The sequence below is a fragment of the Streptomyces sp. NPDC101110 genome (assembly GCF_044759525.1).
Classification (GTDB): Bacteria; Actinomycetota; Actinomycetes; order Streptomycetales; family Streptomycetaceae; genus Streptomyces.
The window spans coordinates 534,206-552,680 of the sequence record NZ_JBIVZM010000006.1 but is presented as its reverse complement, the minus strand read 5'-3'; the positions used below and the strand labels follow the sequence as shown (position 1 = coordinate 552,680).

Below are 18,475 nucleotides of genomic sequence, written 5' to 3'. Positions count from 1 at the left end.
CGGCGGTCCCGGACTCCCGCTCCAGGCGGTCCGGCGGCCACACGACACGGTTCTGCCGCATCAGCCGGCGAGGCGGGGGTGCGTTCATGCGCCGCCGGGTCCCCACCGCCACCGGCGGCAAACGGCCCGGGTCGGGTGACATGCCTGGTCGTCGTCCCGCGGTGGACCGGTGCGAAACCGGCCGTCCTCGCCCGGGCAACCGGCACCCGCGCCCGCCGAGGGCTCGCGTTTCCCCGCAGGGGCGGCGGGCACTCGCCGCGCCATGAGACCAGGACGCCGCCCACTGATCGCCGACAGCTCCCTCGCCCTCCTCGTCAAGGGATACGCATGGCTGCCCGGCCGCAGGCGCCGCACCACCGCCCCGCTCGTGCGCACCCGGCTCATGGGACGGCCGGCCGTCGCCCTGCACGGCCCCGAGGCGGTGCGCTTCTTCTACGACGAGCGGAACGTGGAGCGCCGGTCGGCGCTGCCCGGGCCGGTGCTGAGCACCCTGTTCGGGCACGGCGCCGTGCACACCCTGGACGGGCCGGACCACCGCGTGCGCAAGGAACTGTTCCTGTCCCTGCTCACCGGGGCCGAGGCGGTCGCCGGCCTGGTGGACCGCGTCACCGCCGCGTGGGACGAGGCGGTGGAGTCCTGGCCCGGCCGCCGGGTCGTGCTGTTCGACGAGACGAGCCGCGTGCTCACCCGCGGCGTGTGCCAGTGGGCCGGCATCGTCGTCGAGGACGTCGGACCACTGGCCCGGGACCTGGTCGCCATGGTCGACGGCTTTGCCACGCCCGGGCCGCGTCACCTGCGGGCCCGCCGGGCACGGGCCCGCTGCGAGACCTGGCTGGGACGTCTGGTCGAGGACGTGCGGACGGGGAACGCCACCGCGCCGGCCGGGTCGGTGCTGGAAGGGGTCGTCCGGCACCGGGACGCCGACGGACGGCTCCTCGACCCGCACACGGCAGCCGTCGAACTGCTCAACGTCATCCGCCCGACCGTCGCGGTGTGCTGGTTCGTCACCTACGCCGGTCACGCACTGCGCCTGAGGCCGGATCTGCGGGACCGCCTGACCGGCGACGACCCCGCCCACGCCGTGGCGTTCGCCCACGAGCTGCGGCGCTTCTACCCCTTCGCGCCGTTCGTCGGCGGCCGGGCCCTCACCGATCTGGAGTGGCGCGGCGAACCGATCCCGTCCGGCACGCTGGTCCTGCTCGACCTCTACGGGCAGAACCACGATCCCGCCCTCTGGGAGAGGCCGTACACCTTCGAACCCCGGCGGTTCCTCGAGCGGCCGCCGGAGGGCGACGAACTGGTCCCCCAGGGCGGCGGCGACCGGACCACCGGCCACCGCTGCCCCGGGGAGGACATCACGATCGCCCTGCTGCGCGCCCTCGTACCGCGACTGGCCCGCCTCCGGTACGAGGTGCCCGACCAGGACCTGCGCATCCCGCTGAACCGCATGCCCGCCCGGGTCCGCAGCGGCTTCGTCATGGACGCCGTCCGGTCGCCGGCGCCCGCCCGGGCCGCCACACCTGCGGCATCCTGAGGCCGGCGGGATCCGCCCGCCGGCCGAGGCTCCGTCCGGCCCGTCGAGCCCGGTTACCATGGCCCCTTCGGATTCTGCCCCCCCCGTGGAGCCTGGACCATGCTGAGAGAGGTCACCGCGACCCGCTACGTCGAACCCCTGCGGTCCGGCGGGTCCGTCCCCGGAGTCGTGGAGGCGGACGACCTCGGCATGTACGTCGTCAAGTTCACCGGCTCCGCGCAGGGCCGCAAGGCACTCGTGGCCGAGGTGATCGTCGGGGAACTGGCCCGCGCCCTCGGCCTGCGCTTCCCCGAGCTGGTCCTGGTGCACTTCGACCCGGCCATCGCCGACGACGAGCCGCACCAGGAGGTGCGGGGCCTGCACGCGGCCAGCGCGGGCGTCAACCTCGGCATGGACTACCTGCCGGGCGCCCGGGACTTCACACCGGAGATCGCCCGGGTCTTCCCCGTCGACCCGCTGGAGGCGGGCAGGATCGTCTGGCTCGACGCGCTGACCGTGAACGTCGACCGCACGGCCCACAGCTCCAACCTGATGCTCTGGCCCACCCTCGGCGTCACGCCCCCGCGCCTGTGGCTGATCGACCACGGCGCCGCCCTCGTCTTCCACCACCGCTGGGACGGCTCCGACCCGGAGAAGGCCTACGACTTCAGGCACCACGCCCTCGGCCATCACGGCCCCGACGTCCGGGCCGCCGACGCCGAACTGGCACCCCGGGTCACCGCGGAACTGCTGCGGCGGATCCTCGCCGAGGTCCCGGACGCGTGGCTGGCGGACGAGCCGGGCTTCGCCACCGCCGACGAGGTGCGCGCGGCCTATGAGACCTACCTCCACGCGCGCGTGCGGGCCTCCGCGGCCTGGCTGCCCACCGACTTCCCCAGCCGGGAGGAGCTCGCAGCCGAGGAGGCCCTGAGGACGGCGAAGAACCAGCAGGGACGCCCCGCGTGGCTCAGGCAGGTCCCCGACCTGCACGGCAAGCCCGCCGCTCAGCAGGATTGGTCGGTGCACCTCGGATGACGGATGTTCAGCGCGTCGAGATCGAACTGGAGGGGGACTCCCCGGGCGGCTCGCGGCGGGTCGAGATCGAGTACTGCACCCGGTGCCGCTGGCTGCCCCGCGCGGCCTGGCTGGCGCAGGAACTGCTCACCACCTTCGAGGCCGAACTGACGGAACTGGCCCTGAAACCCGGTACGGGCGGGGTGTTCGTCGTCCGCGTCGGCGATGAAGTCGTCTGGGACCGGCGCACGCAGGGCTTCCCGGAGCCCACGGCCGTGAAGAAGGCCGTACGCGACCGAGTGGCCCCGGGGAAGTCCCTGGGCCACTCGGAGAGGCCGTCCGCGGACTGAGTCAGCCCTTGAGCTGCTCGTACGCCGGGAGCGTCAGGAAGTCGGCGTAGTCCTCGTCGAGGGAGACCTTCAGCAGCAGGTCGTGCGCCTGCTGCCAGTTGCCGGCCGCGAAGGCCTCGGCGCCGATCTCGGCCCTGATGTTCGCCAGTTCCTCGGCGGCGACGCTGCGGGCCAGCTCGGCGGTGACCTGCTCGCCGTTGTCGAGGACGACCTCCGCGTTGATCCACTGCCAGATCTGGGAGCGGGAGATCTCGGCGGTGGCCGCGTCCTCCATCAGGTTGAAGATGGCGACGGCGCCCATGCCGCGCAGCCAGGCCTCGATGTAACGGATGCCGACCTGGACGGCGTTGACCAGACCCGCGTACGTCGGCTTCGCGTCCAGCGAGTCGACGGCGATGAGGTCGGCTGCCTTGACGTCGACGTCCTCACGCAGCCGGTCCTTCTGGTTCGGCTTGTCGCCGAGTACCTTGTCGAAGGACTCCATGGCGATCGGCACCAGGTCGGGGTGGGCGACCCAGGAGCCGTCGAAACCGTCGTTCGCCTCGCGGTCCTTGTCGGCGCGGACCTTCTCGAAGGCGACCTTGTTGACCTCTGCGTCCCGGCGGGACGGGATGAAGGCCGCCATGCCGCCGATGGCGTGCGCGCCGCGCTTGTGACAGGTGCGGACGAGCAGTTCGGTGTAGGCACGCATGAACGGGGCGGTCATGGTCACCGCGTTGCGGTCCGGCAGCACGAACCTGGCGCCGCCGTCACGGAAGTTCTTGACAATGGAGAACAGGTAGTCCCAGCGGCCCGCGTTCAGCCCGGAGGCGTGGTCGCGCAGCTCGTAGAGGATCTCCTCCATCTCGTACGCGGCGGTGATCGTCTCGATGAGGACGGTCGCGCGGACCGTGCCCTGCGGGATGCCGCAGTACTCCTGCGCGAAGACGAACACCTCGTTCCACAGGCGGGCCTCCAGGTGGGACTCCGTCTTGGGGAGGTAGAAGTACGGCCCCTTGCCGAGGTCCAGCAGGCGCTGGGCGTTGTGGAAGAAGTACAGGCCGAAGTCGACGAGGGCGCCGGGCACCGGGGCGCCGTCGGCGTCGACGAGGTGACGCTCGTTCAGGTGCCAGCCACGAGGGCGCATCACGACCGTGGCGAGCTCCTCGTTCGCCTTCAGCGCGTACGACTTGCCCGACCCCGGGTCGGTGAAGTCGATGTTCCGGGTGTAGGCGTCGCTCAGGTTGACCTGCCCGAGGACCACGTTCTCCCAGGTGGGCGCGGAGGCGTCCTCGAAGTCCGCGAGCCACACCCGGGCGCCGGAGTTCAGGGCGTTGATGGTCATCTTGCGGTCGGTGGGACCGGTGATCTCGACCCGGCGGTCGTTCAGGGCGTCCGGGGCCGGGGCGACCCTCCAGGAGTCGTCGGCGCGGATCGCGGCGGTTTCCGGGAGGAAGTCGAGGGTGGAGGTGCGGGCGATCTCGGCACGGCGCTCGGCGCGGCGGGCGAGGAGCTCGTCACGCCGGGGCGTGAACCGCCGGTGCAGCTCGGCCACGAAGGCGAGCGCCGCTTCGGTCAGGACCTCCTCCTGCCGGGGCAGGGGCTCGGCGTCGACGATGGCCAGCGGGGACGGCGCTGGAGCGGACATGAACGGTCACTTCCTTCAGCGAGCTGTGAAGACGAGCCGGCGTGCTCGGCACCGGGTGCCAGTCTTCCCGAATACGGCGTTCCGCGCCCTGAGAGCCCTCGGGCGCTTCTGAACAGTGGATACTAGTTTCCTCATGGTGGAAGTTCAATCGTCTGTTGATGTCGAGATTCTCTGAGTCGAGGCAAGGTGGCGCTGCGTGCCACCCCGTTCACTCCAGGTGGACCAGGTCGGCTTCGGTGTCGATGTCGAAGGGCCGGGCCACGTCCCCGCACTCCACGAGGCGTACGGCCGACCGGTGCTCCCTCAGATAGGTGCGTGCCCCCCGGTCTCCCGTCGCAGTCGCGGCGATCCCCGCCCAGTGGGCGGCGCCGAACAGCACCGGGTGGCCGCGCACGCCGTCGTACGCGGCGGAGGCGAGCGTCTCCTCGCCCCGGTAGGCCGTCAGCACGCGGGTCACCGCCTCGGGCCCGATGCCGGGCTGGTCCACCAGGGACACCAGGGCGGCCCGGGCGGGCGTGCCCGCGAGCGAGTCGAGCCCGGCGCGCAGCGAACTCCCCATCCCCTGCTCCCAGTCGGGGTTGTCGACCAGGACGCAGCCCGGCAGCGAGGCGCGGGCGCGCACGTCTTCGGCCCGTGCGCCGAGGACCACATGGACGGTTGCGCAGCCGCCCTCCCGCAGCACTCGCACCGCATGCTCGACGAGGGGCCGTCCCCGGTGGGTCAGCAGAGCCTTGGGCCGTCCGCCGAGCCGCCGCCCGCCACCGGCCGCGAGCAGCAGGCCCGCAACCGCCCCCGTCCCGTCCGTCGTCTCCCGTGTCGTCATGGCTCCTGCATACCGCACGCCCCGTACAGGGGTGCGACGGCGCGGGGCGCGGGTCGGACAGGCGTGCGCTCCGGGCCAGAGAGTCACGCAGCGAAACAAGTCGATGACGCAATGGACTGGCGCCCGGTGGTCCGCGTCGTTTACTGTCGCCCGCACCGACCGGCCGGGCACCCGACTGCCGCCCGGTGTGGGGGACTTCGCGTCGGAAGGGCATGTGCACGACGAGGTGCGAGGGGGAGGACTGTGTTGCGGAGCGTCGAGCAGAAGCGGCAGGGGCCCGTGGCCGGCGGTGGTGAGGACCCACGCGTGACGGAGCTGTGCTCCGCCGTGTCCCGGTTACGCCGCCGACTGGCCGCCCATCCCGGCGAGTTCGCCGACCGGACCATCGCCGAGGAGGAACTCGCCGCGATGGCCGCCATGGCCGCGGACGGCATCCCCGAGATCCCCCGCCTGCGCCGCTCCCTCCTGCTGGTCGCGGGCGCGATCGGTTCGGTGAGCGCCCTGTCCGCGGAGCTGGCGGACGTGCGGCGGGCGGCGGATCTCTTCGGGAGTCCGGTGCGGGGGCAGGGCTAGGGGGCTGCTGACGGATCTCCGCGACGCCACGGAGATCCGTCAGAAGCCCCCTGGGGGCCTGTCACGAAAGAGGCGTCGCCGCCCGGCGGCAGGCGCCGCGGCACCTTCACGGCCGCTTTCGCAACAGGCCTCAGGATGTTCGGGACCCCGGAGCCGGTGCGGTCACGCGGGGCTCTGGCTGGCGAGCGCCTCGGACAGTTCCCCCGCGACCTGCTGGAGCACCGGCACGATCTTGTCCGTCGCCGCCTCGGTCACCCGCCCCGCCGGACCGGAGATGGAGATGGCCGCCGCGGTGGGGGAGTCGGGCACCGGGACCGCGAGGCAGCGGACCCCGATCTCCTGCTCGTTGTCGTCGATGGCGTAACCCTGCCGGCGCACGTCCTCCAGGGCTGCGAGGAAGCCGTCGGGCGTCGTGATCGTCTTCTCCGTCGCGGCGGGCATGCCGGTGCGGGAGAGCAGCGCCCGCACCTCCTCCGGCGGGAAGTCGGCGAGCAGGGCCTTGCCCACGCCCGTGGAGTGCGGCAGCACCCGCCGGCCGACCTCGGTGAACATACGCATCGAGTGCTTCGACGGCACCTGCGCCACGTAGACGATCTCGTCCCCGTCCAGCAGCGCCATGTTCGCCGTCTCGCCGGTCTCCTCGACCAGGCGCGCGAGATACGGCCGCGCCCAGGTGCCCAGCAGCCGGGACGCCGACTCGCCGAGGCGGATCAGACGCGGGCCGAGCGCATAGCGGCGGTTGGGCTGCTGACGTACGTACCCGCAGGCCACCAGCGTGCGCATCAGGCGGTGGATGGTCGGCAGGGGCAGGCCGCTGCTCGCGGACAGCTCGCTCAGGCCCACCTCCCCGCCCGCGTCCGCCATCCGTTCGAGCAGGTCGAAGGCGCGCTCCAGGGACTGGACGCCGCCGTTGGCGGAGGACCGGGCGGAGTCGGTGGTGCTGGCGCTGGACGTCGGCACGGCGCGTTCCTTTCGGGGCGGGCGGGAAGGGCAGAAGCCTACCCGGCGGGCGGTTGACTCCCCGTTCGTACGTAGCTACGTTCTGCTTGTTGGAAGTTTAATTCCGCTTTGTGGAAACGTCTAGGGGTGTTCGCCTGGAGGGCGCCGCAGCCCAGTGTGCCCTTGACGACGCGAAAGAGGGAGTGAAGACTCCTTCAACAGAAAGTTGAATTCCGTTACGCGGAAGTGGCTGGAAGTAAGGGGTCCGGGTGTCCGACGCTGAACTGGTGCTGCGCTCGACGCGAGTCATCACCCCCGAGGGAACGCGGGCCGCATCCGTCGCGGTGGCCGGCGGCACGATCACGGCCGTCCTCCCGCACGACGCGCCGGTACCGCGGGGCGCCCGCCTGGAGGACCTGGGCGACCACGTCCTGCTGCCCGGCCTGGTCGACACGCACGTGCACGTCAACGACCCCGGCCGCACCGAGTGGGAGGGCTTCTGGACCGCCACCCGCGCCGCGGCGGCCGGCGGCATCACGACCCTCGTCGACATGCCCCTCAACTCCCTCCCGCCGACCACGACCGTCCCGCACCTGCGCACCAAGCAGCAGGTCGCCGCCGACAAGGCGCACATCGACGTCGGCTTCTGGGGTGGCGCCCTGCCCGACAACGTCAAGGAGCTCCGCCCGCTCCACGAGGCCGGCGTGTTCGGCTTCAAGGCTTTCCTGTCACCGTCCGGTGTGGACGAGTTCCCGCACCTGGACCGGGACTCCCTCGCCCGCACCATGGCCGAGATCGCCGCCTTCGACGGCCTGCTCATCGTGCACGCCGAGGACCCCCACCGCCTGGCCTCCGCCCCGCAGCAGCCGGGCCCGAAGTACGCCGACTTCCTCGCCTCCCGCCCCCGGGACGCCGAGGACACCGCCATCGCCCGGCTCATCCGCGAGGCGAAGGCCCTCGACGCGCGCGTGCACGTGCTGCACCTTTCCTCCAGCGACGCCCTGCCGATGATCGCCCGGGCGCGGGCGGAGGGCGTCCGCATCACCGTGGAGACCTGCCCCCACTACCTGACCCTCACCGCCGAGGAAGTCCCCGACGGCGCCAGCGAGTTCAAGTGCTGCCCGCCCATCCGCGAGGCAGCCAACCAGGACCTGCTCTGGCAGGCCCTCGCCGACGGCACCGTCGACTGTGTCGTCACCGACCACTCCCCGTCCACGGCCGACCTGAAGACCGACGACTTCGCGACGGCCTGGGGCGGCATCTCCGGACTCCAGCTGAGCCTGGCCGCGGTGTGGACGGAGGCCCGCAGGCGCGGTCACGGTCTGGAGGACGTGGTGCGCTGGATGTCCGCGCGCACCTCCGAACTGGTCGGCCTCGACGACCGCAAGGGCGCCATCGCCGTGGGCCGCGACGCCGACTTCGCCGTCCTCGACCCCGACGAGACCTTCACCGTCGACCCGGTCGCCCTCCAGCACCGCAACCGCGTCACGGCGTACACGGGGAAGACCCTGCACGGCGTCGTGAAGTCCACCTGGCTGCGCGGGCAGCGCATCGTCGCCGACGGCGAGTTCACCGAACCGAAGGGGCGGCTCCTCACCCGGACCCACTGAATCCCACACCGGACCTCGAAAGGCAGATCTGATCACCGTGACGGCGATTCCCAGCTTCACCGGCGACGCGAACCCCTACGGAGGCGGCGACCCGTACGCGGACTACCGCACCGCCGACTTCCCCTTCACCCAGTACACCGACCTCGCCGACCGGCGGCTCGGGGCCGGTGTCATCGCCGCTAACGACGAGTTCTTCGCCCAGCGCGAGAACCTGCTGGTGCCCGGGCCCGCCGTGTTCGACCCCGAGCACTTCGGGCACAAGGGCAAGATCATGGATGGCTGGGAGACCCGCCGCCGGCGGGGTGCCTCCGCCGACCACCCCTGGCCGGCCACGGACGACCACGACTGGGCGCTGGTCCGCCTCGGCGCCCCGGGCGTGATCCGCGGGATCGTGGTCGACACCGCGCACTTCCGCGGCAACTACCCGCAGGCGGTGTCCGTCGAGGGCACCTGCGTGCAGGGCTCCCCGTCGCCGGAGGAACTCCTCGGGGGCGACGTGAAGTGGACGACCCTCGTCCCGCGCACCGCGGTCGGCGGCCACGCGGCGAACGGTTTCGCCGTCGCCGTCGAGCAGTGCTTCACGCACCTCAGGGTCAATCAGCACCCCGACGGCGGCATCGCCCGCCTGCGCGTCCACGGCGAGGTCGTCCCCGACCCCGCGTGGCTGGAGGCGCTCGGCACCTTCGACGTCGTCGCCCTGGAGAACGGCGGCCGGGCCGAGGACGCCTCCAACCGCTTCTACTCGCCCGCCTCCAACACCATCCAGCCGGGCCGCTCACTGAAGATGGACGACGGCTGGGAGACCCGCCGCCGTCGCGACCAGGGCCACGACTGGATCCGCTACCGGCTCGCCGCCCAGGCGCAGATCCGCGCCCTGGAGATCGACACCGCCTACCTCAAGGGCAACAGTGCCGGCTGGGCCTCGGTGTCCGTCAAGGACGGCGAGGACGGCGAATGGCGGGAGATCCTGCCCCGCACCCGCCTCCAGCCCGACACCAACCACCGCTTCGTCCTGCCGGAGCCGGCCGTCGGCACGCACGCGCGGGTGGACATCTTCCCGGACGGCGGCATCTCCAGGCTCCGCCTGTTCGGCTCCCTCACCGAGGAGGGCACGAGCCGACTGGCGGCCCGCCACCAGGAACTGGGTGGCTGACGCGCCGGCCCGGACCCGCGGGCGCACCGGCCGGACAGCAGCGGTGCGCCCCGCGTCCCGCGCGGGCTCACGGTTCCGGGCGCGGCTCACATCGGGGTTGCCCGGGGCGCACCGCCCGGACAGCAGTAGTGCGTCCTGGGTCCCGCGCGGGCTCATGGCTCTGGGCGCGGCTCACATCGGGGTTGCCCGGGGCGCACCGCCCGGACAGCAGCGGTGCGTCCCGCGTCCCACGCCGCGTCAGGGCCTCACGCGGCGTGGCCTCCGTCCACCGCGAACTCGGCTCCCGTGACGTAGGTCGCCGCCGCCAGGTAGGCGACCATCGACGCCACCTCCTCCGCCGTTCCGAACCGTCCCAGCGCCGTCATCGCCGCCTGGCCCGCCGCGAACGGCCCGTCCGCCGGGTTCATGTCCGTGTCGATCGGGCCGGGATGGACCAGGTTCGCCGTAATCCCGCGCCCGCCCAGCTCCCGGGCCAGCGCCCGGGTCAGACCGGCCAGGGCCGCCTTGCTCGTCGTGTACAGCGTCCCGCCGGGCCCGGGCACCCGCTGGGCCATGCAACTGCCGATCGTGATGATCCGCCCGCCCTCGGACAGCCGCGCGGCGGCGGCCTGGGAGGCCAGGAAGACGGCGCGCACATTGATGTCGAGGACCCGGTCGACGTCCGCGAGCGTCAGGGTGTCCAGCGGCCCGAGCACCCCGACGCCGGCGTTGTTGACCAGGACGTCGAGCCCGCCCAGCGCGTCCGCCGCCGCGTGCACCACCTCCGCCGCCTCCTCGGCCCGCGCGGCGTCCGCGCGCAGCGCCACCGCCCGGCGCCCCAGCGCCTCCACGGCCCGTACGACGTCCCGGGCCGCCTCCTTGCCGTTCACATAACCGACGGCGACGTCCGCGCCCTCCCGGGCCAGCCGGACCGCTGTCGCCGCGCCGATTCCGCGGCTCCCGCCGGTCACGAGAGCCACCTTGCCGTGCAGGGTTCCTTGAGAAGTCATGGGTTCATCCCACCGGCCGCGCGGCACCGGCGCTGGCGGCGAACGGACGTCGAGGTCCCCGGCCCGGAGCACATCCGGAACCTTTCCCTCCGTCTCTTCCGTTCTCCGGTCGTGACACTTCAGCAAGAGATCGTCGGCAACGCCATGCAGATGGCAGTCGTCAGCCTCCAGCCCGGTCAGACGGTGTACTGCGAGGCCGGGAAGTTCCTGTTCAAGACCACGAACGTGACCATGGAGACCCGCCTGGGCGGCCCGTCGGGCGGCGGGCAGCCCCAGCCCGGCGGCAGCGGCTCCGGCGGGATGGGCGGGCTGCTGCGTCAGGCCATGGGTACGGCCATGCAGGCGGGCCAGCGCGTCCTGGCGGGAGAGTCGCTGGCCTTCCAGTACTTCACCACCGGGGGCGGCGAGGGCACCGTCGGCTTCGCGGGCGTCCTGCCCGGGGAGATGCGCGCACTGGAACTGGACGGCACGCGCGCGTGGTTCGCGGAGAAGGACGCCTTCGTGGCCGCCGAGTCCACCGTCGACTTCGGCATCGCCTTCCAGGGCGGCCGTACCGGCAGGAGCGGCGGCGAGGGCTTCGTCCTGGAGAAGTTCACCGGGCGCGGCACAGTGATCATCGCGGGAGCGGGAAACTTCATCGACCTGAACCCGGCCGACTTCGGCGGTCGCGTCGAGGTCGACACCGGCTGCGTCGTCGCCTTCGAGGAGGGCATCCGGTACGGCGTCCAGCGCGTCGGCGGCCTCGACCGCCAGGGCCTGATGAACGCCGTCTTCGGCGGCGAGGGCCTGTCGTTGGCCACCCTGGAGGGCAACGGCCGCGTCATCCTGCAGTCCCTCACGATCGAGAGCCTCGCCAACGCCCTGAGGAAGGCCCAGGGCGGCGACAAGCAGGGGCCGACGGGAGGCTTGTTCTCGACGAACGCCCAGTGAGCGGGCGTACGGCCGGGCGATTCGGGGCGCCTTTCCGCACGGCGGCGGCGCCCCCGTCCGCTGTCTGCCGACGCTCGACCTCGTCGGCATCCTTCAGGGTGAACTCCCCGCGAACAGACGGGGCTTCACAGGAAATTCTCCTGGCTTGTCATTGACATGCCAGCGTCTACGCGCGTCATCATGAACGTCATGAATTTCCCCCCACGCGCCTCGCGGCTCGGCGCAGCAGCCGCCCTCCTGTCCACCCTCCTCGTCGGCGGAACCGTCTCCGCCACCACGGCCGACGCCGCCCCCACCGCCGTCGGTGACATCTGCTACAGCGACCTGCCGTCCCAGGCCCACGACACGCTCGACCTGATCGAGCAGGGCGGCCCCTACCCGTTCGACCAGGACGGCACCGTCTTCCAGAACCGGGAGGGCGTCCTGCCGGGCAAGTCGTCCGGCTACTACCACGAGTACACGGTCATCACCCCGGGCTCCTCCACCCGCGGTGCCCGGCGCATCGTCACCGGTGAGCAGAACCAGGAGGACTACTACACGGCCGACCACTACGAGTCGTTCGACCTGGTCGACCACGGCTGCTGAGCCCCGGCGCGACCCGGGGGCCGGACGTCCGCAGGCGTATCAGACGGACTTCCGGCTCCCGGCCGCCGCGAACAGGGCGACCCCCAGCACGAGCAGCGCGACACTCGCGTAGATCTCGTAGCCGTCGAGGAACCCCAGGCGCTGTACCAGGCCCCAGTTCCAGCCGGTTAACTCGTGCACCAGGCCCGCCACGCCCTGGACCAGGGCGAGGAAGCCGAGAATCTCCAGTACCTGTTTCATGCCGGCAGCCTCGTCCCGCGCACCCCCCACGCACATCGGCCGCGGGAGCGTCGCACGGCGACGGAAGTTCCCCCTGCCGCGCGGCGGCGGCATCGAAAGTATGCGTCGTGACGACTTCGGTCGGCGATCCCGCCCGAGCACGGGTGGGAGGGGCGCCGACTGCGTAGATTGGTCGCTCGTGACGGGTGACGACGTGGGGCACGCCTCCCCGGTGCCGGTGGGGGAGACACCCGCCCTGTTCACCGGACGCAGATGGTTCTTCCCGTCGGCCCTCTTGCACGAACTCGACCCCGACGCCGCACGGGCCGGGCGGCGGCCCCGGCGCACCGCCCGCGACTGGGTCGTCGACTTCTCCTGCTTCCTGCTGGCCGTACTGGTGGGCGCGATGGCCGCCGACGCCCTCGCCGACAACCCGCACGTGTCGAACGAACTCGCCGTCGTCGATCAGGTGGCGGGCGCACTGGCCTGTGCGGCCATCTGGCTGCGGCGCCGCTGGCCGCTGGGGCTGGCCGTGGCGCTGACCCCGGTCGGCTTCCTCTCGGACACCTCGGGCGGCGCGGGCCTCATCGCCCTGTTCACGCTCGCCGTGCACCGCCCCTTCCGCTCCGTGGCCTGGGTGGGCGGCGTCAACATGGCGCTGGCGCCGCTCTACTACTGGATACGCCCCGATGCGGACCTCCCCTACCTGGTGACCGTGCCCTTCGTCGAGGTGCTCACCGCGGCGACCGTCGGCTGGGGCATGTTCGTACGGGCCAAGCGGCAGCTCATGCTGAGCCTGCGGGACCGGGCCCGGCGCGCCGAGACCGAGGCGTTGCTGCGGGCCGAGCGGGCCCAGCGGCTCGCCCGCGAGGCCATCGCACGGGAGATGCACGACGTGCTCGCCCACCGGCTCACCCTGCTGAGCGTGCACGCCGGCGCCCTGGAGTTCCGGCCCGACGCGCCTCCGGCACAGACGGCGCGGGCGGCGGGCGTGATCCGGGAGAGCGCGCACGAGGCGCTCCAGGACCTGCGGGAGATCATCGGTGTGCTGCGGGCGGGCGAGGCCGACGACACGGGCCGGCCGCAGCCGACCCTCGCGGCGCTGGACACCCTGGTCGCCGAGTCCCGCCAGGGCGGCATGAAGGTCTCCCTCGACCACCGCGTCGAGAACCCCGCCGGCGTCCCGTCCTCGGTCGGCCGCACCGCCTACCGGATCGCCCAGGAGGGCCTGACCAACGCGCGCAAGCACGCCCCCGGAACTGAGGTCACGGTGACCGTCACCGGCACACCGGGCACCGGGCTCAGCGTCCGCGTGCACAACCCGCCCCCCGAGGGCGAGGTGCCACCCGTCCCCGGCTCAGGGCAGGGACTGATCGGCCTCACGGAGCGGGCGACCCTGGCCGGAGGCCGGCTGGAGCACGGCCCCACCCCGCAGGGCGGGTTCGAGGTGCGGGCGTGGCTGCCGTGGGGGTGAGCACCCGGCCGCCCCTTTCCTGCCCGCCCCCCTTCCCGTCCGGCCGCTCCCTTCCCGTCCGGGGCCCTTCCTCCCCGTCCGGGACCCTTCCTGTCCGTCCGGCCCCTTCCCGTTCGGGGCCCTTCCTGTCTGTCCGGCCCCTTCCCGTTCGGGACCCTTCCCGTCCGGGGCCCTTCCTGTCCGTCCGGCACCTTCCGTTCGGGCCCGCCGCCCGGCCCGGCCGTGATTACGTAACGCTCATGACTGCGATCAGACTGCTCCTCGTCGACGACGATCCGCTGGTGCGGGCCGGGTTGTCCTTCATGATGGGCGGCGCCGACGACATCGAGATCGTCGGCGAGGCCGCCGACGGAGCCGAGGCGGAGACCCTCGTCGACCGCACCCGCCCGGACGTCGTGCTCATGGACATCCGGATGCCGACGGTGGACGGTCTCACGGCGACGGAGCGGCTGCGCACCCGCGAGGACGCCCCGCAGGTGGTGGTGCTCACCACCTTCCACGCCGACGAGCAGGTGCTGCGCGCGCTGCGCGCCGGCGCCGCCGGGTTCGTCCTCAAGGACACCCCGCCGGCCGAGATCGTGGCGGCGGTGCGCCGGGTCGCGGCCGGGGACCCGGTCCTGTCGCCCACGGTCACCCGTCAGCTGATGCGGCACGCCGTCGGCAACGCCGCCGACACGCGCCGCACCCGCGCGCGCGAACGCATGACCGTCCTCAACGACCGTGAGCGCGAGGTCGCCGTCGCCGTCGGCCGGGGCCTGGCCAACGCCGAGATCGCGGCAACCCTCTACATGAGCGTCCCCACCGTGAAGACGCACGTCTCACGCATCCTGGCCAAGCTCGACCTCAACAACCGCGTGCAGATCGCGCTGCTCGCGTACGACGCGGGGCTCCTGGAGGAGGAACCGGAGGAGCACTGACCGGCGGACCCGGGCGTCAGGCGAACGCCGGAGAGGGCCCGCCGGGGATCTCGGCGAGGTGCACCGGCCTGCGCTCGCGCCGCGACAGCTCGCACGCCTCGGCGATCCGCAGCGCCTGCAGCGCCTCGCGACCGTCGCAGGGATTGGCCCGCTCGCCCCGGACCACCTCGACGAACGCGTTCAGCTCCGCCTCGTAGGCGGGGCCGAACCGCTCAAGGAACCCCGTCCACGGCTTGTCCGCGGCCGGCGGCCCGGTCGGCTCGGTGGACGCGATCGGCGTACGGTCGTCCAGGCCGACCACGATCTGGTCGAGCTCCCCGGCGAGCTCCATCCGCACGTCGTAGCCGGCCCCGTTCATCCGGGTCCCGGTGAGCGTCGCGAGCGTGCCGTCGTCCAGGGTGAGGAGCGCCGCGGCGGTGTCGACGTCGCCCGCCTCGCGGAACATCCGGGGGCCGGCGTCCGACCCGGCGGCGTAGACGTCCGTCACCTCCCGGCCGGTCACCCAGCGCAGGACGTCGAAGTCGTGGATCAGCGTGTCCCGGTACAGCCCGCCGGACAGCGGCAGCCACGCGGCGTCCGGCGGCGCCTGGTCGCTGGTCAGCGCCCGCACGGTGTGCAGCCGCCCCAGCCGGCCGGACCGAACGGCCTCGCGCGCACCCGTGTACCCGGCGTCGAAGCGGCGCTGGAAGCCCATCTGGAGAACCGTCCCGGCCGCCTCGACCTCGGTGATCGCGCTCAGGCTGCCCGGCAGGTCCAGTGCGATGGGCTTCTCGCAGAACACCGGCAGACCCGAGCGTGCTGCCCGACCGATCAGTTCGGCGTGGGCCGACGTGGCCGTCGTGATGACCACGGCGTCCACCCCCCAGCGGAAGATCTCCTCCACGCCGGGCGCCGCCGTCTCGCCCAGCCGGTGCGCCAGTTCCTGGGCCCTGGCCGGGTCCGCGTCCGTCAGGATCAGGGAGCCGACGTCGCGATGCCGACTGAGCGTGTTCGCGTGGATGGTGCCGATGCGGCCCGTACCGATGACGCCGATGCGCATGAGAACAAAGTGCGTGCACAGCCCGCCGCTGTCAATCTGTATGTCCGGACAATCTGACTACACGACTTCCCGTCAACAACGCACGGGGCTACGCTCGGCCCGTGCCGAAACCAGAAGTGGACCCGACCGTGCAGCTCGAGCTGAGCGTGGACCGCAGCTCTCCCGTGCCGTTGTACTTCCAGCTGTCCCAGCAGCTGGAGGCCGCGATCGAGCACGGCACGCTGACCCCCGGCAGCCTGCTGGGCAACGAGATCGAACTCGCCGCCCGGCTCGGCCTGTCCCGGCCGACCGTCCGCCAGGCGATCCAGTCGCTCGTCGACAAGGGCCTGCTCGTACGCCGCCGCGGCGTGGGCACCCAGGTCGTGCACAGCCAGGTCAAACGCCCGCTGGAGCTCAGCAGCCTCTACGACGACCTGGAGGCGGCGGGCCAGCGCCCGGCCACCAGGGTCCTCGTCAACAAGCTGGTCCCCGCCTCAGCCGAGGTCGCCGCGGCACTCGGCGTCGCCGAGGACAGCGACGTCCACCGCGTCGAACGCCTCCGTCTCGCCCACGGCGAGCCCATGGCCTACCTGTGCAACTTCCTGCCCCCCGGCCTCATCGACCTCGACACCGACCAGCTGGAAACGACCGGCCTCTACCGGCTGATGCGCGCGGCGGGCATCACCCTGCACAGCGCCCGCCAGTCGATCGGCGCCCGGGCGGCGACGGCGGAGGAGGCGGAGCGCCTCGCCGAGGAGACGGGCGCGCCGCTGCTGACCATGCAACGGGTGACGTTCGACGACACCGGTCGAGCAGTGGAATACGGCACACACACGTACCGCCCGACGCGCTATTCGTTCGAGTTCCAGTTGCTGGTACGCACCTGATTTTTCAGGGGCGCGGGGGACTGCGCGAGCAACCAACCATTCCCCGGTACTCGGCAACGATCCGCGCCACCCCGCCCCTGCCCCGCTCCGCACACGGCCCCGCCGTGAGGCAGAATCGGCGGCGATGAGCACCTACCGCGACTTCACCGCCCCCATCGGCTCCCGCCGTGCCACGGCGCTCCGCACCGTCGGCACCCGGGAGCGCCGCTCGCACCTGACGGCCCCCCGCGTGCCCACGGTCGGCATCGACATCGGCGGTACGAAGGTGATGGCGGGCGTCGTCGACGCAGACGGCAACATCCTGGAGATGCTCCGCACGGAGACCCCGGACAAGTCCAAGAGTCCCAAGGTCGTCGAGGACACCATCGCCGAGCTGGTCCTGGACCTCTCCGACCGGCACGACGTGCACGCCGTCGGCATCGGCGCGGCCGGCTGGGTGGACGCCGACCGCAACCGGGTGCTGTTCGCCCCCCACCTGTCCTGGCGCAACGAACCGCTGCGCGACCGCCTCTCGGGCCGGCTCTCCGTCCCCGTCCTCGTGGACAACGACGCCAACACCGCCGCCTGGGCCGAGTGGCGTTTCGGCGCCGGAAGCGGCGAGGACCACCTCGTCATGATCACCCTCGGCACCGGCATCGGCGGCGCGATCCTGGAGGACGGCCAGGTCAAGCGCGGCAAGTACGGCGTCGCCGGCGAGTTCGGCCACATGCAGGTCGTGCCCGGCGGCCACCGCTGCCCGTGCGGCAACCGCGGCTGCTGGGAGCAGTACAGCTCCGGGAACGCCCTGGTCCGCGAGGCCCGCGAGCTGGCCGCCGCCGACTCGCCGGTCGCCTACGGGATCATCGAGCACGTCAAGGGCAGCATCGGCGACATCACCGGCCCGATGATCACCGAGCTGGCCCGCGAGGGCGACGCCATGTGCATCGAGCTGCTCCAGGACATCGGCCAGTGGCTCGGCGTCGGCATCGCCAACCTCGCGGCCGCACTCGACCCCTCCTGCTTCGTGATCGGCGGTGGCGTCTCGGCCGCCGACGACCTGCTGATCGGCCCGGCCCGGGACGCCTTCAAGCGGCACCTCACCGGCCGCGGCTACCGCCCGGAGGCCCGCATCGTCCGGGCCCAGCTCGGCCCCGAGGCCGGCATGGTCGGCGCCGCCGACCTCGCCCGGCTGGTCGCCCGCCGCTTCCGCCGCGCCAAGCGCCGCCGCGTGGAGCGCTACGAGCGCCTCGAGCGGTACGCGCAGTCGCTCCGCAGTACCCAGGAGACGCCGTGACCGCCTCCCTGCCCCACCAGGGCCCCTGGCCCGACGGACCGGACCGTCCGGTCGAGGACCGCCGCCACATGATCCGCCGCAGGTCCCTCACCCTGCTGATCATCGTGCTGCTCATCGGCATCCCGGCCGGCTACCTCGTGATCTCCGCGAACCAGAGCCGTGACAGCGGCAAGGACAAGGAGGCGAAGTACTCGGCGACCGGCCTCACCGCGGGCTGGCCCTCCAAGCTCCAGCGCCGCATCTACCAGGTGCCCGTCCCGCACCCGGCGTGGCACGTGGCGTACTACGAGACCAACAACTGGAAGACCAGCCGCCTCTACACCCAGTTCGAGACCAACGCGGCCGGCCTGGACGCCTATCTGACCGGCCTCGGGGTGACGCGCAAGGACCTGAAGCAGGGTGACGTCACCATCGGCGCCCGCGACCGCGGGATCACCGGCTGGAAGTTCGCCCCGAACGACTCCTGGTACGGCTTCGTCCACCGGCAGAAGAACCCGGCACCCACCCACGACGTGGTCGTCGACCTGTCCAACCCGGCCTACCCCTGGGTGTACGTGGTCTCCCGGACCGTGCCCTGACCC

General features: G+C 72.4%; 19 protein-coding genes. 13 read left to right on the top strand and 6 right to left on the bottom strand.

The window, feature by feature from the left end:
• The first annotated feature begins 262 nt into the window (after positions 1–262).
• The 3 genes from ACIQU3_RS17725 to ACIQU3_RS17715 all read left to right on the top strand — a co-directional run bounded on the left by ACIQU3_RS17725 (position 263) and on the right by ACIQU3_RS17715 (position 2,877).
• The gene (locus ACIQU3_RS17725) at positions 263–1,534 is read left to right on the top strand and encodes a cytochrome P450 (protein ID WP_403739380.1); all 1,272 of its coding nucleotides are present in this window, start codon (positions 263–265) and stop codon (positions 1,532–1,534) included.
• A 99-nt stretch (positions 1,535–1,633) separates the two neighbouring features.
• Complete coding sequence (locus ACIQU3_RS17720) at positions 1,634–2,548, top strand: HipA family kinase (RefSeq protein WP_403739377.1); 915 nt, start codon at positions 1,634–1,636, stop codon at positions 2,546–2,548.
• Positions 2,545–2,877, top strand: coding sequence for a SelT/SelW/SelH family protein (locus ACIQU3_RS17715; RefSeq protein ID WP_403739375.1), 333 nt, complete (start codon positions 2,545–2,547; stop codon positions 2,875–2,877). The genes ACIQU3_RS17720 and ACIQU3_RS17715 overlap by 4 nt, the downstream gene beginning before the upstream one ends.
• Position 2,878: 1 nt before the next feature.
• Here ACIQU3_RS17715 and aceB read toward each other — a convergent pair whose 3' ends face one another.
• Together aceB and ACIQU3_RS17705 are read right to left on the bottom strand one after the other, a co-directional pair.
• Entirely contained in the window at positions 2,879–4,504 is a 1,626-nt protein-coding gene (gene aceB / locus ACIQU3_RS17710; RefSeq protein WP_403739373.1) for a malate synthase A, read from the bottom strand.
• 208 nt (positions 4,505–4,712) lie between these two features.
• Complete coding sequence (locus ACIQU3_RS17705; RefSeq protein ID WP_403739370.1) at positions 4,713–5,327, bottom strand: NTP transferase domain-containing protein; 615 nt, start codon at positions 5,325–5,327, stop codon at positions 4,713–4,715.
• Positions 5,328–5,570: 243 nt separating this feature from the next.
• On the opposite strand from ACIQU3_RS17705, the gene ACIQU3_RS17700 reads away from it, so the two are divergent.
• Positions 5,571–5,900, top strand: a complete 330-nt coding sequence (locus tag ACIQU3_RS17700) for a DUF5955 family protein (protein WP_403739368.1) — start codon at positions 5,571–5,573, stop codon at positions 5,898–5,900.
• A 162-nt stretch (positions 5,901–6,062) separates the two neighbouring features.
• Here the strand turns inward: ACIQU3_RS17700 and ACIQU3_RS17695 are convergent, their stop codons facing one another.
• Complete coding sequence (locus tag ACIQU3_RS17695; RefSeq protein WP_403926115.1) at positions 6,063–6,860, bottom strand: IclR family transcriptional regulator; 798 nt, start codon at positions 6,858–6,860, stop codon at positions 6,063–6,065.
• A 248-nt stretch (positions 6,861–7,108) separates the two neighbouring features.
• On the opposite strand from ACIQU3_RS17695, the gene allB reads away from it, so the two are divergent.
• Together allB and alc are read left to right on the top strand one after the other, a co-directional pair.
• Positions 7,109–8,449: an allantoinase AllB gene (gene allB, locus ACIQU3_RS17690; RefSeq protein ID WP_403739362.1), complete on the top strand. Its 1,341-nt coding sequence runs from the start codon at positions 7,109–7,111 to the stop codon at positions 8,447–8,449.
• Between the two features lie 37 nt (positions 8,450–8,486).
• Positions 8,487–9,602 carry an allantoicase gene (alc, locus tag ACIQU3_RS17685; protein ID WP_403739359.1) on the top strand — a complete coding sequence of 372 codons (1,116 nt, stop codon included), beginning with the start codon at positions 8,487–8,489 and terminating at the stop codon, positions 9,600–9,602.
• A gap of 245 nt (positions 9,603–9,847) precedes the next feature.
• Here alc and ACIQU3_RS17680 read toward each other — a convergent pair whose 3' ends face one another.
• Complete coding sequence (locus ACIQU3_RS17680; RefSeq protein WP_403926112.1) at positions 9,848–10,591, bottom strand: SDR family oxidoreductase; 744 nt, start codon at positions 10,589–10,591, stop codon at positions 9,848–9,850.
• A 111-nt stretch (positions 10,592–10,702) separates the two neighbouring features.
• Here ACIQU3_RS17680 and ACIQU3_RS17675 point away from each other — a divergent pair, with 111 nt between their 5' ends.
• Together ACIQU3_RS17675 and ACIQU3_RS17670 are read left to right on the top strand one after the other, a co-directional pair.
• Complete coding sequence (locus ACIQU3_RS17675; RefSeq protein ID WP_403739350.1) at positions 10,703–11,521, top strand: AIM24 family protein; 819 nt, start codon at positions 10,703–10,705, stop codon at positions 11,519–11,521.
• A 189-nt stretch (positions 11,522–11,710) separates the two neighbouring features.
• On the top strand, positions 11,711–12,106 hold the full coding sequence (locus tag ACIQU3_RS17670) for a ribonuclease (protein ID WP_403926109.1): 396 nt from the start codon (positions 11,711–11,713) through the stop codon (positions 12,104–12,106).
• 39 nt (positions 12,107–12,145) lie between these two features.
• Here ACIQU3_RS17670 and ACIQU3_RS17665 read toward each other — a convergent pair whose 3' ends face one another.
• A complete protein-coding gene (locus tag ACIQU3_RS17665; protein ID WP_403926106.1) occupies positions 12,146–12,346 on the bottom strand; it encodes a hypothetical protein in 201 nt (66 codons plus the stop codon).
• A 178-nt stretch (positions 12,347–12,524) separates the two neighbouring features.
• Here ACIQU3_RS17665 and ACIQU3_RS17660 point away from each other — a divergent pair, with 178 nt between their 5' ends.
• Together ACIQU3_RS17660 and ACIQU3_RS17655 are read left to right on the top strand one after the other, a co-directional pair.
• Positions 12,525–13,799 (top strand): sensor histidine kinase, encoded by a 1,275-nt coding sequence (locus ACIQU3_RS17660; RefSeq protein WP_403926103.1) that lies wholly within the window; start codon positions 12,525–12,527, stop codon positions 13,797–13,799.
• A 239-nt stretch (positions 13,800–14,038) separates the two neighbouring features.
• Positions 14,039–14,716, top strand: a complete 678-nt coding sequence (locus ACIQU3_RS17655; RefSeq protein WP_403926100.1) for a response regulator — start codon at positions 14,039–14,041, stop codon at positions 14,714–14,716.
• Positions 14,717–14,732: 16 nt separating this feature from the next.
• Here ACIQU3_RS17655 and ACIQU3_RS17650 read toward each other — a convergent pair whose 3' ends face one another.
• Complete coding sequence (locus ACIQU3_RS17650; RefSeq protein WP_403739331.1) at positions 14,733–15,755, bottom strand: Gfo/Idh/MocA family oxidoreductase; 1,023 nt, start codon at positions 15,753–15,755, stop codon at positions 14,733–14,735.
• A 128-nt stretch (positions 15,756–15,883) separates the two neighbouring features.
• Between ACIQU3_RS17650 and ACIQU3_RS17645 the strand changes: the two genes are divergently transcribed.
• The 3 genes from ACIQU3_RS17645 (at position 15,884) to ACIQU3_RS17635 (ending at position 18,472) form a co-directional block, all read left to right on the top strand.
• Positions 15,884–16,621, top strand: coding sequence for a GntR family transcriptional regulator (locus ACIQU3_RS17645; RefSeq protein WP_361110500.1), 738 nt, complete (start codon positions 15,884–15,886; stop codon positions 16,619–16,621).
• Between the two features lie 124 nt (positions 16,622–16,745).
• Entirely contained in the window at positions 16,746–17,894 is a 1,149-nt protein-coding gene (locus tag ACIQU3_RS17640; RefSeq protein ID WP_403926097.1) for an ROK family glucokinase, read from the top strand.
• Positions 17,891–18,472, top strand: coding sequence for a sugar kinase (locus ACIQU3_RS17635; protein WP_403739325.1), 582 nt, complete (start codon positions 17,891–17,893; stop codon positions 18,470–18,472). The genes ACIQU3_RS17640 and ACIQU3_RS17635 overlap by 4 nt, the downstream gene beginning before the upstream one ends.
• Positions 18,473–18,475: the final 3 nt, after the last annotated feature.